Source organism: Saccharopolyspora gloriosae, assembly GCF_014203325.1.
GTDB lineage: Bacteria > Actinomycetota > Actinomycetes > Mycobacteriales > Pseudonocardiaceae > Saccharopolyspora_C > Saccharopolyspora_C gloriosae.
Genome location: NZ_JACHIV010000001.1, coordinates 6,250,805 through 6,265,118 on the forward strand (window position 1 = coordinate 6,250,805; position 14,314 = coordinate 6,265,118).

At 71.1% G+C, this 14,314-nt stretch carries 13 protein-coding genes; 8 read left to right on the forward strand and 5 right to left on the reverse strand.

Going from position 1 to position 14,314, the window contains the following annotated elements:
- Positions 1–40 precede the first annotated feature (40 nt).
- The 3 genes from BJ969_RS27085 to BJ969_RS27095 all read left to right on the forward strand — a co-directional run bounded on the left by BJ969_RS27085 (position 41) and on the right by BJ969_RS27095 (position 3,225).
- On the forward strand, positions 41–1,231 hold the full coding sequence (locus BJ969_RS27085; RefSeq protein ID WP_184483675.1) for a mannosyltransferase family protein: 1,191 nt from the start codon (positions 41–43) through the stop codon (positions 1,229–1,231).
- Between the two features lie 69 nt (positions 1,232–1,300).
- The gene (locus BJ969_RS27090; protein WP_184483677.1) at positions 1,301–1,915 is read left to right on the forward strand and encodes a nitroreductase family protein; all 615 of its coding nucleotides are present in this window, start codon (positions 1,301–1,303) and stop codon (positions 1,913–1,915) included.
- Between the two features lie 185 nt (positions 1,916–2,100).
- Positions 2,101–3,225 (forward strand): aminotransferase class V-fold PLP-dependent enzyme, encoded by a 1,125-nt coding sequence (locus BJ969_RS27095; protein ID WP_343071615.1) that lies wholly within the window; start codon positions 2,101–2,103, stop codon positions 3,223–3,225.
- Positions 3,226–3,363: 138 nt separating this feature from the next.
- Here the strand turns inward: BJ969_RS27095 and BJ969_RS27100 are convergent, their stop codons facing one another.
- The 3 genes from BJ969_RS27100 to BJ969_RS27110 form a co-directional block, all read right to left on the reverse strand.
- Positions 3,364–5,253 carry an FUSC family protein gene (locus BJ969_RS27100; protein WP_343071616.1) on the reverse strand — a complete coding sequence of 630 codons (1,890 nt, stop codon included), beginning with the start codon at positions 5,251–5,253 and terminating at the stop codon, positions 3,364–3,366.
- A gap of 139 nt (positions 5,254–5,392) precedes the next feature.
- Positions 5,393–5,779 carry a hypothetical protein gene (locus tag BJ969_RS27105; protein WP_184483683.1) on the reverse strand — a complete coding sequence of 129 codons (387 nt, stop codon included), beginning with the start codon at positions 5,777–5,779 and terminating at the stop codon, positions 5,393–5,395.
- A gap of 101 nt (positions 5,780–5,880) precedes the next feature.
- Complete coding sequence (locus BJ969_RS27110) at positions 5,881–6,162, reverse strand: hypothetical protein (RefSeq protein ID WP_184483685.1); 282 nt, start codon at positions 6,160–6,162, stop codon at positions 5,881–5,883.
- A gap of 243 nt (positions 6,163–6,405) precedes the next feature.
- Here BJ969_RS27110 and leuA point away from each other — a divergent pair, with 243 nt between their 5' ends.
- The 3 genes from leuA to BJ969_RS29865 all read left to right on the forward strand — a co-directional run bounded on the left by leuA (position 6,406) and on the right by BJ969_RS29865 (position 9,459).
- Positions 6,406–8,196: a 2-isopropylmalate synthase gene (gene leuA, locus BJ969_RS27115; protein WP_184483687.1), complete on the forward strand. Its 1,791-nt coding sequence runs from the start codon at positions 6,406–6,408 to the stop codon at positions 8,194–8,196.
- A 433-nt stretch (positions 8,197–8,629) separates the two neighbouring features.
- The gene (locus BJ969_RS27120) at positions 8,630–9,106 is read left to right on the forward strand and encodes a DUF6247 family protein (protein WP_184483689.1); all 477 of its coding nucleotides are present in this window, start codon (positions 8,630–8,632) and stop codon (positions 9,104–9,106) included.
- 191 nt (positions 9,107–9,297) lie between these two features.
- Complete coding sequence (locus BJ969_RS29865; protein WP_246457105.1) at positions 9,298–9,459, forward strand: hypothetical protein; 162 nt, start codon at positions 9,298–9,300, stop codon at positions 9,457–9,459.
- A 3-nt stretch (positions 9,460–9,462) separates the two neighbouring features.
- Here BJ969_RS29865 and BJ969_RS27130 read toward each other — a convergent pair whose 3' ends face one another.
- The gene (locus BJ969_RS27130; RefSeq protein WP_184483693.1) at positions 9,463–10,698 is read right to left on the reverse strand and encodes a VanZ family protein; all 1,236 of its coding nucleotides are present in this window, start codon (positions 10,696–10,698) and stop codon (positions 9,463–9,465) included.
- Between the two features lie 722 nt (positions 10,699–11,420).
- Here BJ969_RS27130 and BJ969_RS30415 point away from each other — a divergent pair.
- Together BJ969_RS30415 and BJ969_RS27140 are read left to right on the forward strand one after the other, a co-directional pair.
- Positions 11,421–11,558: a hypothetical protein gene (locus BJ969_RS30415; RefSeq protein WP_246457106.1), complete on the forward strand. Its 138-nt coding sequence runs from the start codon at positions 11,421–11,423 to the stop codon at positions 11,556–11,558.
- A gap of 16 nt (positions 11,559–11,574) precedes the next feature.
- Positions 11,575–13,176, forward strand: a complete 1,602-nt coding sequence (locus tag BJ969_RS27140) for an alpha-amylase family protein (RefSeq protein ID WP_184483697.1) — start codon at positions 11,575–11,577, stop codon at positions 13,174–13,176.
- A 182-nt stretch (positions 13,177–13,358) separates the two neighbouring features.
- On the opposite strand, the gene BJ969_RS27145 is transcribed toward BJ969_RS27140, so the two are convergent.
- Complete coding sequence (locus tag BJ969_RS27145) at positions 13,359–14,255, reverse strand: LysR family transcriptional regulator (RefSeq protein ID WP_184483699.1); 897 nt, start codon at positions 14,253–14,255, stop codon at positions 13,359–13,361.
- Positions 14,256–14,314 lie beyond the last annotated feature (59 nt).

A 14,314-nucleotide genomic window follows, 5' to 3' on the forward strand; every position in this document is an offset into this window, starting at 1 on the left:
TCCGGAGGCCGTCGGGCCGCATCGTTCCCGAGGCGGGAACATGGCCGACGACCAGCAAGAACGTCCCGTCGAACGGTGGTGGGAACGGGCCCGCGACGGGGCCGAGGACCTGGGTGCCCGGTGGGCCTTCCTGACACCCGGTGTGGTTTACCTCGCAATCCGCCTGTTCGGGCTGCTGGTGCTCGCCTGGCTGTCCGCGGCCAACGACGAAGCGCTGTCGGACAACCTCAGCGCGTGGGACGGCGAGTGGTACCTGGAGATCGCTTCGCACGGCTACGGCGGCGTCGCGAACAGCATGGTCGACGGGCACGGGAACCGGAATCCGGAGACGCCGCTGGCGTTCTTCCCCGGCTACCCGCTGCTGGTGCAGCTGCTCGACGTGGTGCCGGGGATCAGCCTGGCCGGGTCCGCGGTCACGGTGAGCCTCATCGCGGGGATCGTCGCCGCCTACGGCCTGTTCCGCATCGGGCGCTCGGTGGGCGGTACCGCGGGCGTGGGGCTGCTGCTGGTGGTGCTGTTCGCGGCCTCGCCGATGGCGGTGACGCTGTCGATGGCGTACTCGGAGGCGCTGTTCTGCGCGCTGGCCGTGTGGGCGCTGGTCGGGGTGCTGGAGCGGAACTGGCTGCCCGCCGGGTTGTGCTGCGCGGCTTCCGGCCTGGTGCGGCCGACGGCGACGGCGTTGATCGGCGTGGTGGGGCTCGCGGCGCTCGTCGCGCTGTACCAGCGCAAGGACGGCTGGTGGCCGCTGCTGGGCGCGGTGCTCGCCCCATCGGGCATGGCGCTGTACCTGGGCTGGGTGGCGGTGCAGACCGGTTCGCTGGGCGGCTACTTCGCGTTGCAGCAGCGCGGCTGGTCCACGGCGTTCGACGGCGGCGTGGCCACCGGCAAATTCATGATCGAGTCGTTGACGCAGTACAAGTCGGTGCTGGAGACGTTCACCGTCTGGATCGTGCTGGCCGCGCTGGTGCTGCTGGTGCTGTGCATCCGCTCCCGGATGCCGTGGCCGCTGGTGCTGTTCGCGTTCGCGGTGCTGGCGATGGATCTCGGCTCGGACGGGCTGATGTACTCGAAGGTGCGGCTGATGCTGCCCGCGTTCCCGCTGCTGATCCCGGTGGCGATCGGGCTGGCGCACCGGCGGGCCACGACGGCGGTGTGCTCGGCGGTGCTGCTGGTGTGCTTCGGCGCCTGGTTCGGGGCGTATTCGCTGACGGCGTGGGAGTACGCGATCTGAGCCGCCGCCGGTGCCGCTCCGCTCGGCGGAGCGGCTGACCCCTGCGAGCCGCGATGGAAGGATCGAGTCGTGACCGAGGATTTCGAGGTACCGGACGGGAAGCGGGCGGAGTCGTCCGTCCCGCTGCATCCGCTGCTGGCGGCCCGCTGGAGCCCGCGGGCGCTGGATCCGGACGCGGAGCTCGACGACGCGCGGTTCCGGGCGCTGTTCGAGGCGGCGCGCTGGGCGCCGTCCTGGGGCAACACGCAGCCCGCGCGGTACTTGGCCGGACGCCGTGGCGAGGCGACGTTCGACCGGATCCACGGCACGCTCTCGCGCGGCAACCGGGGCTGGGCGGAGTCGGCGTCGGCGCTGGCGATCGGCGTGGCCCGGACCCTCGACGACGAGGGCGAACCGCTGCCCTACGGCGAGTACGGCGTGGCGCTGGCGACGCAGAACCTGGTGCTGCAGGCGGTTGCGGAGGGTTTGGTGGCGCATCAGATGGCCGGTTTCGACCGGGACGCGGTGCGCGCCGAGTTCGACGTCCCGGCGGGCTTCGATCCGGTGGTGGCGATCGCGATCGGCCTGCCCGGATCGGCCGAGGGGTTGCCGGACCGGTTGCAGGAGAAGGAACGCGCTCCCCGCTCCCGGCGAGCGCTGGCGGAGCTGGTGTTCACCGACCGGTGGGGCGCTCCGCGCTTCTGAGGCGACCGGTTGCGCGTGGCCGTTCACCTGACATTTCCCACGGGAATCCGCGAACCCCATCACCCCCGTGACGTGGGAGGACGACCCGTCCGGCGGTGTTCATCGACGTTTCGCCAACTGGACGGGGCAGTGACGCGCAGTCGATCAATGCGGTATGAATCTCACTCGTGTGGACGAGCACGAGAGTGGCGGCGGAGGCGCTGGACCGCGCCGACGAGCTCGCCACCCTGCGCGCCCGCTACGCGCTGCCCGGCGGGATGATCCGGGTCGACGGCACCAGCGGCGGCCTGCGCCCGAGGTCGACGTCCGCGCGGCTGCGGGAGTTCGTGGAGCACCGCTGGGACCACACCGGCTGGCCGCAGGTCGACGACGGCCTGCGCAGGCAGGCGCGGCTGGCCGCGTCCGCCGTGGCGCCGCTGATCGGGGCGCTGCCCGCGGAGGTCGCGGTCGCCGATTCGACCTCGATGAACCTGTTCAACGCCCTGCGCTCGGCCGCCGCGCTGCGCCCGCAGCGGCGGGTGCTGGCGATCGGGCGGAACTGCTTCGCCGCGGACCACTACCTGGCGCGTTCGGCCGCCGACTTCGCGGGCTGCACGCTGCGGATGGTCGACGACGTGGCCGAGCTGCCCGCGCTGCTCGACGAGCAGGTCGCGGTCCTCGCGATGTCGCACGTCGACCCGCTCTCCGGCGCGGTGCGGGACGCGGCGGCGATCACCGCGGAGGCGCATCGCCACGGCGCGCTGTCGTTGTGGGACCTGAGCCATTCCGCCGGCGCGGTGCGGGTCGACCTGCGGGCGTGGGAGGCGGACTTCGCCGTCGGCTGCGGCTACCGCTACCTCGGTGGCGGTTCCGGGGCTCCGGGCTATTCGTTCACCTCGCAGCAGCGGCGGGAGGAGCTCGCGGCGGTGCAGCGGTGCGGCACGTCGTTCCCGGCGATGCCGCCGACGTTCGCGATCTCGGACCTGCGCGCCGGGCTGGCGGCGCTGGGCGGCGCGACGCCCGCCGCGCTGGCGACGAAGTCGGCGGGACTGGCCACCTACTTCCTGCGCTGCCTGCGGGAACTGCCCGCGGACGTCGCACCGGTCCCGGTGACGGAGGGCTCCCGCGGCGCCCACGTCTGCGTGACCCACCGCCACGCCCACTACGTGGCCCAGGAACTGCTGTCCCGCGGCGTCATCGTGGACCTCGCCGAGCCCACCACTATGCGGTTCAGCTTCGCACCGACCTGGCTTCGCTACGTCGACGTGTGGGAGGCCGCCGACCAGTTGCGGGCCGTCCTGCAGGACCTCGCGGAACGCGTGCGCCCGTGAGCGCGTTCCGCATCCGGTTCCGGTGGCGCAGCCTCAGCGGACGAGCGGGTCCGAGGGCGCGGGCACGGGTCTTCGAACTGGCCGCGGTGGACTGCTTCGCGGACCGCCCGCGGGATCGCGCGAGCGCGGAGATCCCGCTCAGGACACGACTTCGGTGTAGACGTCGGTGAGGCGGTTGCGGAGGGTGTGAGCGGGCGCGTCCGGCTGGATGCGCAGCTGGCGGGCGGCGGTGCGCATCGTCGAGACGATGCGCTGGGTGTGCTCCAGCCGCAGGTCGTCGCCGCCGCGCTCGATCAGCAGCGCGCGTTCGGTCGCGGCGTCCACCAGCCGTTCCAGCACGATGATCGACGGCCACCACACTTCGGCGGCGCGTCCGACCGAGGCGGGCTCCATCAGCTGCTGCTGCAGCGCGGTCCGCAGGTCCGACAGCTCCCGGTAGGTGCGGCGGCGCAGCGCGGACCGGCCCTGGACCCGCCCGGCCATGGACAGCGACACGTACTCGGAGACGGTGTCCACCGCGTCGGCGAGCCTGCCCGCCAGCGCCGGGCTCCGTCCCGGCGGCCACATCAGGTAGCCGATGACGAGCACCAGCACGCAGCCGAGCAGCGAATCCACCAGGCGCACCCGGGGCAGCTGGTCCACGAACAGGTCGCTCTGGTGCATCTGCAGCAGCACGATCATCGTGACGACCATGGTGAACAGCCCGTAGTGCCTGCTCAGCGCCTCGGGGACGAACGCGGCGACCAGCACCGTCGCGATCGCGAGCCCCCACCCGGACGGCACCGCCAGCATCACGAGTCCGGCGATGAGCACGCCGACCAGCGAGCCGATGCCGCGCAGCACGGTGCGGGCGAACACGGACCCGGAGTTCGGCTTGAGCACCAGCGCCACGGTCATCGCGATCCAGTACGAGTTCTGGAACTGCAGCGCGATCCCGATGCCTTCGGCGACCGACAGGCACAGCACCATGCGCAACGTCAGCAGCCACCCGGTGCGGCCGATGCTGATGTTGCTGCGCCACAGCCGCAGGCGCTCCCACGCGCCGAGCCGTTCCCGGTAGTCCGGCAGGTCTGCGTCCTTGGCGCGGCGCCAGGAGTCGATGAGGTCGGCGAGTCCCTGGTCCAGCGCGTGCACCATGATCGAACCGGAGGCGGCGGGCCGGTAGTGCGGCACGGTCGTGCCGTCCCGCACGCAGCGCGCGACGGTGCGCATCGCCTCCAAGGTGGGTTCGGCGGGCCGGATCCGGGCGTGCGCGAGCGCCACCGACGCCTCCACGACGGGGGTGGCGCGGGTGAGGATCACGTACAGCCGGTCGTGCACCCGGCTGCGGGAGATGGAGGCACCGCCGACGAGGATGTCGTGGGCGTTGTCGAGCGCCTTCGTGAGGTCCTGCCGAGCGGTGATCGCGGCATCGGTCCCGGCGGCGTCGAACAGCCGCAGCAGCGCCTCGAAGACCCGCGCGACCGCGCCCCGCGCCGGGGCGGACCGGCGGAACGGCCAGGTCGCGGCGACCATCACCAGCAGCAGGACCTCGCCGGCGACGAACCACGCGATCTGCTCCCCGACGGGGATGCCCGCCGTGACGTGCCCGGTGGCCACGACGCAGAACGTGAGCATCTGGGCGCCCGCCGCCGCGCACAGGTCGTTGACGCGGCTGGAGAGCACGGACGGGATCGCGACCGCGACGACCACCACGGCCGCCCACAGCGCCGTCGGGGCCAGCGCTCCCGCGGCGAACCCGAACCCGCCGCTGAGCACGGTGAGCCCGACGCGGCGGATCCGGTACCGGTAGGAGCCGGTGAGGTCGGAGAAGCTGGCGCACAGCGCGCCGACGGAGACGAGCACCGCTTCGTCGAGCCGGTCGAACGCGATGCCCGCGAGGGTGGGGCCGCCGATGCCGAGGGCGGCGGCCACGATGCGGGTCCAGTCCAGCGGCAGCGGAGCCGGGCGCAGCATCCGGAACAGCCACGCGGGCAGCAGCGCGTGCGAGTACCTGGTGGGTGCGGCGAGCGTTTCGGTCCGTGTCACGCACATCCCTCTCGCTGGTGGGGAATCCGCGCTCCACGCCGAGCGGCTGAGTGCGTGCATTGTCACGCCACTTCGCCACCGGTGGTTCAGCTCAGTGCAAGCATCACACGTTGCGGTGCATCACATCACCGGGTCGGGGTCAGCCGAAGGCCCTGATGATCCGGACCGCGATGGAGGTGATGATCAACCAGAACACCGCGGCGATGCCGAAGTTCACCAGCACGGCCAGTTGCGGGTTCTCCGGCGTGAACAGGTTCGAGAACCCGAGCGCGAGCGGCTGGGACCAGTCGGCCACGAAGCGGGTGATCCCGTTGTCCGGATTGGCGCCGCCGACCGTGAGCACCACGTGCACGGTGAGCACCAGCGCGGCGAGGGTGCCGATCCAGCGGACCACCGAGGCGAGCACTCCGACGACCTGCGCGCGGGTCTTCGCCCAGTCGTACGACTTGCGCAGCCGCCGTCGCCCGCCGCCTGCCCGGTCGCCGTCCTGCTCACCGACGGTCGTTCCACCGACGTTCTCCGACATGCCCGGAAGTGTGACACGCGACAACCCCCGAGAACTACCGCCGGGTAGCTCCCGTAGCTGGCTCGTGACCTGCCGCTCACCGAGCGCATCCGGGCCGGTGCTCAGCCGAACACGCGGGCCAGGAGGCTGGCCACCAGGACCCAGAACGCGGCGGCCAGGCCGTAGTCGAACAGCAGCTGGAGCTGGGCGTTGGTCGTCTGGATCAGGCCGGGGAAGAACAGCGCCAGCGGCTCGGCGGCGCCGCGCACCGAATCGGCCAGCCCGTTCTCGCTGGGCAGGTGGAACAGCACCAGGACGATGTGCAGCACCAGGATGACGGCGAGCAGGAAGCCCGCGCCGTTGATCAGGGTGGCGACACCGGAGCGCCCCTTTTTCGCAGCCATGATCCCCAGTCTGCCCTCCCCGGCGACCAGGCCATTCCGCCGCATGGCGGTCGCTGCCGACCCAGCATGTGGGATAGCGGGTTGCGTCCCGGGCACCTCGTGCGGTTAACCTGGCGGACGTGGCACGCGTTCTCCTGCTTCGCCGCCGCGACGGGGTCAGTTAGACCGGCCCCTCGTCGCGGGGTAGCAACCTGTCGGTCGTCTGGTTCGAATTCAGACACCCACCAGCAGGAGACAACGCAGATGACTTCCGCGCAGGAACCGCAAGCACCGTTCGCGGGCAAGGTTCGCACCCCGTCCCGCCCGGCCCCTGCCGATCAAGCTCCGTGGAACCCGCAGCGCGGTTCCTCGATGCCCGTTCACCGCTACCGCCCGTTCCACGAGCTGGTCGAAGACGTATCGCTGCCGGACCGCACCTGGCCGGACCAGCGCATCACCCGCGCCCCGCTGTGGTGCGCGGTCGACCTGCGCGACGGCAACCAGGCTCTGATCGACCCGATGTCGCCCGCCCGCAAGCGCCGCATGTTCGACCTGCTGGTCAAGATGGGCTACAAGGAGATCGAGGTCGGTTTCCCGGCGGCGAGCCAGACGGACTACGACTTCGTCCGCGAGATCATCGAGGACGGCGCGATCCCCGAGGACGTGCGCATCCAGGTGCTGACGCAGTGTCGCCCGGAGCTGATCGAGCGCACCTTCGCCTCGTTGGAGGGCGCGCCGCGCGCCATCGTGCACGTCTACAACTCGACGTCGATCCTGCAGCGCCGCGTGGTGTTCCGCGAGGAGCGCGAGGGCATCAAGAAGATCGCCAAGATGGGCGCCGAGCTGGCGTTGGAGTACGCGAGCAAGTACTCCGACACCGACTTCCGCTTCCAGTACTCCCCCGAGTCCTACACCGGCACCGAGCTGTCCTACGCCGCCGAGGTGTGCGACGCGGTCACCGAGATCTGGCAGGCCACCCCGGACAACCCGGTGATCCTGAACCTGCCGGCGACGGTGGAGATGGCCACGCCGAACGTCTACGCGGACTCCATCGAGTGGATGCACCGGAACCTGGCGCGCCGCGACTCGGTGATCCTGTCGCTGCACCCGCACAACGACCGCGGCACCGGCATCGCCGCCGCCGAGCTGGGCTACCAGGCGGGCGCCGACCGCATCGAGGGCTGCCTGTTCGGCAACGGCGAGCGCACCGGCAACGTGGACCTGGTGGCGCTGGGCATGAACCTGTTCAGCCAGGGCGTCGACCCGCAGATCGACTTCTCGGACATCGACCACGTCAAGCGCACCGTGGAGCACTGCAACCAGCTGCCGGTGCACGAGCGCCACCCGTGGGGCGGCGAGCTCGTCTACACCGCGTTCTCCGGCAGCCACCAGGACGCCATCAACAAGGGCCTGGAGGCGGTCCGGGTCGAGGCCGAGCGCGCGGGCGTCGACGTGGCCGACAACGAGTGGGAGGTCCCGTACCTGCCCATCGACCCGAAGGACGTCGGCCGCAGCTACGAGGCCGTGATCCGGGTGAACTCGCAGTCCGGCAAGGGCGGCGTCGCGTACGTGATGAAGAGCGAGCACCAGCTGGACCTGCCGCGCAAGCTGCAGATCGAGTTCTCGAAGCTGGTGCAGGCCCGCACGGACTCCGGCGGCGGCGAGGTCTCGCCGGACGCGATGTGGCAGGTGTTCTCCGAGGAGTACCTGGAGCCGCGCACCCCGCTGGAGCTGGTCTCCCGCTCCCTCAGCGGCGAAACGGGCCACGAGACGGTGACGGCGAAGGTCGTCGTGGACGGCACCGAGCAGGAGATCACCGGCTCCGGCAACGGCCCCATCGCCGCGTTCGTGGACGCGCTGAGCACCATCGGCCACGACGTGCGCGTCATGGACTACAACGAGCACGCCCTCACCGCGGGCGACGACGCGCGCGCCGCGTCCTACCTGGAGTGCGCCGTCGGCGACGAGATCTTCTGGGGCGCGGGCATCGACACCTCCACCGTCACGGCTTCGCTGCGCGCGGTCGTCTCGGCGGTGAACCGGGCCCACCGGTGACCACCGGCTGAACCCCTCCGCGAGGAAGAGCCGCGCCCGCACCCGGAAACGGGGTGCGGGCGCGGCTTTTCGAGGTAGATCGCTCCGCTGAGACTGTCCAGGTATACGACCGGGTCGTACAAGGTCGCGAAGTCGAGCATGGTGAACGCGGTGCCCATCGCGGTGTGGGTAGCCAACGCGGCGATCTTCGGGAGCGGGCCGGATGCGGACGAAAGCGCTCACCGGCAAGCCGAGCACCGCGGGGGGAAACGAGTTCTGCCTGTGCCGCCCCGCTTGAGAGCCCTTCCGGCCTGCGCGTCCCGCTCACGGGCCTGGGCGGCGGTGGGGTGAACGGATCTCCCCTGCGGTGGCGGAACTTCGAGCGCGACATCCTCGTGTCCTCGGTGGCCTGCGCGGCCTTTCCAGCGGACGACTTTCAAACTAGTTTTAAAGTATGGCTGCCACGGTCGAAACACCATTCTCCGAGCTGATCAACCACCCGAAGGCCACGCTCGCGAAGCTCGACACCCATCCGGCTCACACGATGCGCCTGCGCCGCCGCGGCGACGAGGACCTGATGTTGACCACAGCCGCCCATGCCGCGCAGGAGACCGAGCTGGTCTCGGCGACCACGCGCATGTTCGTCGCCATGATGCGGCACGACAAGGCGGCGCTGAGCCTGCTGGTGGACGTCGTTCCCGAAGCCTTCCCCTGGGTGCGCTTCCTGCCCGCCGAAGACGTCCGAGCCTTTGTCGTGGAGCTGGTGGAAACTCTGCGCGCAGCTGAATCGGTCGACAACCACGCCCCGGTTGTCCAGGTCATCACGGAATGGCGGCACACCGCCGAGGTACACGCCGACCCCGAGCTGTTCTCACAGCTGACCAATGATGCCGAAGACCACGGTACGGCGACCATCCCTCCGGGCGCATGAACCAGACGAGGCGCAAGCACCGAGTCGCTCCCCCTGCTGGGCCGGACAAGTGGGAGGTCCGTTGCGGAGACAACAAGGCAGGAAAGGGCTGGGACGAACTGCGCCAGGCCGCGCCGGCCAATACCCGGTGGGCTTGGGAGCAGATGAGCTCTGCTCCCGCGCCGTCGCCGCCGACACCGCGCCACCATCCCATGAAGGGATCACTGCGAACCGGCACGTTCGAGGGTCGAACGCTGCCGCTGTGGCAGCTCGAGGTCACCGGGGCCGCCCGGGTCTGGTACCTGCTGGACGTGGATCGGGCGACCGTGTGGGTCGTCGGTGCGGGCACCGCGCACCCGAAGGCGACCGAGTGATGATCAGGAGTCCGGGCGGCGGTGGGCGCCGACTCCTCTGGGGTCGACGAGGTCGCGGAGGTCGCGGCCGCCGGGTTCGAAGGTGGGGAGACTGCCGACGAGGATCGTCTCGCCCGGGGTGAACGGATCTCCCTTGCGGTGGCGGAACTTCGAGCGCGGCATCCTCGTGTCCATGATGGACAGGCCGGTCAGCCAGGCGGAGAGGCCGCGGTGGTTCGCGGTGCACCACACCGCGATCGCGGTGCCCGCGATGAAACCGGCCGCCACCCGGTTCAGCTCGCCCGGACCGAGGTCGGCGAAGCCGATCAGCAGCACGTACTGACCGCTGCCGAACAACAACCGGATCAGCAGCCGCGCCTTGCCGGGCAGCGCACCGTCGGGCAGCGCCGGTCGCAGCAGCACCGCGCGCTGCCCCAGCGTGCCGCCGCTGCCGATCAAGGTCGGCACCAGCAGCACCAACGCCCCCGGCAGCCAGGCGTTCAACACGGCCCGCGCGGGCTCCGGCAGCGCCACCGACGGCGACGCCCCGGTGGTCAGGACCAGCACCGCCACGGCCGCGCCGTGCAGCGCGGCGCCGGTCAGCGTCACCGCCGCCGCATCGCAGGCCATGCCCAGCAAGCGGCGTCCCGGCGTCACCCGGCGCGGCGTGAGCGGGCGCTCAGGGGGCTTCCCGCCGACCAGTTCCAGCACCGGCGTCAGCAGCAGGCCGAACGCGGCGCCCGCCGTGTTCATCAGCAGGTCGTCCACGTCGAACAGCCGGTACGCGCACGGGTAGAGGAACCAGACCCCGGTGAGCTGCGTCGACTCGATCAGCAGCGAAGCGCCGAACCCGACCGCGATCGTCCCGAACCGGCCGAACCGGAACAGGTGCCGCACGAACATGCCCAGCGGCACGAACAGCGCCACGTTCAGCAGCGCCTGCCCCACCATCTGGTCCCGCACCAGCGCACCCGCACCCCAGCTGGCGGCGCGGACGTCGTCGAGGAAGTGCAGCGGAACCAGTTGCGGCGCGTACTCGTCGGTGGCGCAGAAACCCGGCGACACCTCGGGAAGCGGCAGCAGGGTGTAGGTCATCAACGCCCAGCAGTGCACGACGAAGCCGAGCACGACCACCAACCTGCCGACGCCGATGTCGCCGCGCCAGCGGTATTCGCGAGCCACGAACGGGACGAACAGCAGCACCGCCAGCAGGACGCCGAACACGATCGCCGTCACCGCGGGCGTCACCCGGTCGATCAACTCCACTCCTCGAAAAACTCGGCGCCTGGCGGAGGGCGCTCGCTCGGCCGGGCGCCCGGCATTCTGCGCCGCCCCACCATTTCGCACCGTGCGCCGAGATCCCATCCATCCGTGTCGAATGACGCAATCCCGCCGCCGACCGCAGTGCGCGCACACCCGATCACCCTCCGCAGGAATTCACGTCGTCGCTGGCAGGAGCGTCGGAATTCGCATTTTCGAGCGGGCGCGGGGAGCCGGATCATGCATAGCGCGGCGAGACGCCGAACAGCGCAACATTCGATTCGCGGAATCCGCCTTCCGGACTACCGGTACCGCCGGGCGGACCGTCCCCACCGGCGCATCCACTCAACTAAAGGAGGTAGTCGCGGACGATCATGAAGGGCGAAAATGCCATCGCAGCAAAAGGTTGCTGTGATCAGACTCACCCCTGGGGATATTCGGGAGAGCGGCCGGTGGGCCTCCGGCCTGTCGGGGCCGGCCGCTTTCCCAGCGCGACGCTCCGGGTCGCCCGCCCGGCCGGTTCGCGAAGTTGATCACGATTGCCACCCGATCGGTCCACGCCACTTGTCGCTTCCCGCCGCGCGCGGTTCAGTCGTCCTTTGCCGCACTGGCTCCCGGATCAAGCCCGAGGTGGACTGGACGACATGCTGCCGACCGACGACCACAGCGAAGACCTCCGATGGCGGATTCCCTGCCGTGACTCGGGGGGCGAGAATCGCACCGTGTCGGTCCTGGTCATGGGCGATCGGGTGGCCGTCGTGCTCCCACCCGGCGACACGCTGATCTTCGACGCGGACGAGGCGGACGATTTCGCGGCGCTGCTGGACAAGGTGTCGACCTTCACCGAACCGTCCGCCTGAACCCGCGGGAGCGCTCATGGCCCTGATCGACGCGGACCTGAGCTTCGACCCCCGCGACCCGTACTTCCCGCTGCCCGGTGAATCCGGCGACGTCCGCTGGGCCGTGCAGATCTTCACCACCGGCAACGGGTACGCCCTCGACCCCGCGAGCACCCGGTTCCACGACGGGCACCTGCGCTGCGACCGGCTCGCGCTGCTCGGCGGGCAGCGCACCGCCGAAGGCGGTGCCGACATCGACGTGCACCGGCGCGGCGACCGCGTCGAGTGGTCCATCGCCGTCCGGCACGCGGAACCGGTGAAAGCGGTGAAGCTGCTGCTCGCCGGGCTCGGCGACCTGCCGTGGTGGGCGGCGAACACCGGACGCGGGCAGGAGCACGGCGCCGGCGGACGGCGCTTCCAGCTCGACTACCCCGGCCCGGACTGGGCGACGCCCTGGGCGGCGAGCGGCGAAGTGACGCTGAGCGTGCGCGATCCGCTGGTGCGGCGCCAGATCCTGCACGTGCACCGGCCGGCCTACGCGCCCGGCAGGATCGTCGAGCTGGTGCACGTGCCCGCCGCCTCCGCGCGAACGCCCCGGTACCAGGTGCCGCCGATCCTGCTGCGCCGCAACGTGTCCGTCCCCGACGACGACCTCGACGAGCACCTGTCCTTCGTGGAACGCGCGCACCGGCTGCAACCGTGGGAGCGGCGCCGCGACGTGCCGGACTGGCTGCGGGACGTCGCGCTGGTCGTCACGCTGCACGGCCAGCACTGGACGGGGCACGTGTTCAACACCTTCCCCGCCATGGCCGAGGCGCTGCGCTTCGTCACCGGGCACATCGAGCCGCACCGGGTGCTGGCGTACCTGCCCGGCTGGGAAGGCCGCTACTACCACGACTACCCGCGCTACCGGCCCGGCGCGGACCTCGGCGGGGAGCGGGGGTTCCACGAGCTCACCGACGCCGCCCGCGCGCTCGGGGTGCGGCTGATGCCGATGTTCGGCGGCCACGGGGCCAACGTCGCGCAGTACGCGGATTGGCGGAGCTCGGTGTTCCAGAACGACACCGGGCGCTACGTGGAGCTGCTCAACCGGCCCGACTGGGACGGGGACCGCACCGGCGAAGGCGATCAGGTCTTCCTCAACCCCGGCGAGCCGGGATTCCGGTCGCACCTGGTCGATTCCGTGTCGGCGATCGTGCGGGAGTTCGGCGTGGACGCGGCGTTCTTCGACACCGTCGGCTACTGGTTCAACGATCCGCGGTACGAGCTGGTGGACGGCTACCGGCGGCTCGCGGGGGAACTCCGGCGGCGGCACCCGGAGCTGCTGCTGGCGGCGGAGGGCTGGTGGGACGCGTTGTCAGGCCTCTTCCCGCTGAGCCAGCAGTGGTTCGGCGTGGACCGGGACCTGCGCACGCCGCAGGTGCTGACGCGGTACGCGCGCACCACCGGCCACCTCGCGGAGGGCACTCCGGGGCCGGGCAGCACCGGGGTGCACGAGAAGGGGTTCGTGCCGCGGCCCGCGGACGTGGCGCGTCCCGGCCACATCCCCGTCGTGAGCATCGCCGGGGACACCCTCCCCGACCACGCCCCCGAGGTGGCCGCCATCGCCCGCTGGGCCCGCGAGCACGGCGCACCCTGATCCGCGACCGCGCTCGGGTGACCCCGCAATTTCGCGAGAAATTGAACACCCCCGCGTGCCGGACCGACCACCAGGCAGAAGATCACCCCAGCTCAGAAGCGAAACCTCGGCTTCGGTGAGCGGCGGCGCCGCGTTCGGGTGATTCGACTTCTCGCGAAATCTCGCGACTCGTCCCCAGCCGTTCAGGTGGTGATGGCCGTGGATTCGGCGCGGAGGGCCGCGAGGACCGCGTGCACGGCGGGACGGCCGGAGCCACCTCGGCGGGTGAGGGCCTCGACGTTGCGACCGGCGCGCACGCCCGCGAGCGGGCGCATCACCAGGTTCGGGTTCTCCACCAGGTAGCGCGGCAGCAGGGCCACGCCGTGTCCGGCGGCCACCAGCGCCTCGGTGATGCGGAAGTCGTTGACCCGTTGCACCACCTCCGGCCGCGTCCCGGTGCGCACCGCGAGCGAACGCAGCACGTCGTCCACGGGGAACCCGACGTTGACGCCGATCCACGGCTCCCCCGCCAGTTCCGTGAGCTCCACCCGCGCGTTCCCGGACAACCGGTGTCCCGGCGGCAGCGCCACGTCCAGCGGTTCGCGGTAGAGCGAAGTGATCTCCGCGCGCCCCGCGTCGAACGGCGGCGCGTGATCATCCCGGTGGGTCACGACCACGTCGAAGTCCGCGAGCAGCCCCGGAACCTCGGCCGAGGTCATGTCGACGTCGCGGAACTCCAGGCGCAGCTGCGGCTCGGCCGCGAGCCGCCGCAGCAGTCCGGGCAGCACCAGCAGCGCGCCGGACGGGAACATCGCCAGCCGCACCGTGCCGCGCGGCGCGGACCGGAAGCTGTTGAGCTCCGCGTCCATCCGGTCCATCGCGGCGAGCACCTCGTCGGCCCTGGTCACCAGCGCCCAGCCCGCGTCGGTGAGCCGCAGCCCCCGCCCGGCGGGTTCGGTCAGCGGCACGCCCGCCTCCGCCTGCAGCGCCCTGATCTGCTGGGAGACGGCGGAGGGCGTGTAGTCCAGCGCCTTCGCGACCGCGGTCACCGTTCCCCGATCGGCCAGCTCGCGCAGCAACCGCAACCTCCGCACTTCCATGAAGCAAAGCTACATGGATGGTGCAGACAATATTGCTTGTCCTTCACAGAACAGCCGAG

Coding starts and splice junctions, on each gene's coding strand:
- BJ969_RS27085 (WP_184483675.1), top strand. CDS start 41: ATGGCCGACGACCAGCAAGAACGTCCCGTCGAACGGTGGTGGGAACGG.
- BJ969_RS27105 (WP_184483683.1), bottom strand. CDS start 5,779: ATGTCGGAGAACGTCGGTGGAACGACCGTCGGTGAGCAGGACGGCGAC.
- BJ969_RS27110 (WP_184483685.1), bottom strand. CDS start 6,162: ATGGCTGCGAAAAAGGGGCGCTCCGGTGTCGCCACCCTGATCAACGGC.
- leuA (WP_184483687.1), top strand. CDS start 6,406: ATGACTTCCGCGCAGGAACCGCAAGCACCGTTCGCGGGCAAGGTTCGC.
- BJ969_RS27120 (WP_184483689.1), top strand. CDS start 8,630: ATGGCTGCCACGGTCGAAACACCATTCTCCGAGCTGATCAACCACCCG.
- BJ969_RS29865 (WP_246457105.1), top strand. CDS start 9,298: ATGAAGGGATCACTGCGAACCGGCACGTTCGAGGGTCGAACGCTGCCG.
- BJ969_RS27140 (WP_184483697.1), top strand. CDS start 11,575: ATGGCCCTGATCGACGCGGACCTGAGCTTCGACCCCCGCGACCCGTAC.
- BJ969_RS27145 (WP_184483699.1), bottom strand. CDS start 14,255: ATGGAAGTGCGGAGGTTGCGGTTGCTGCGCGAGCTGGCCGATCGGGGA.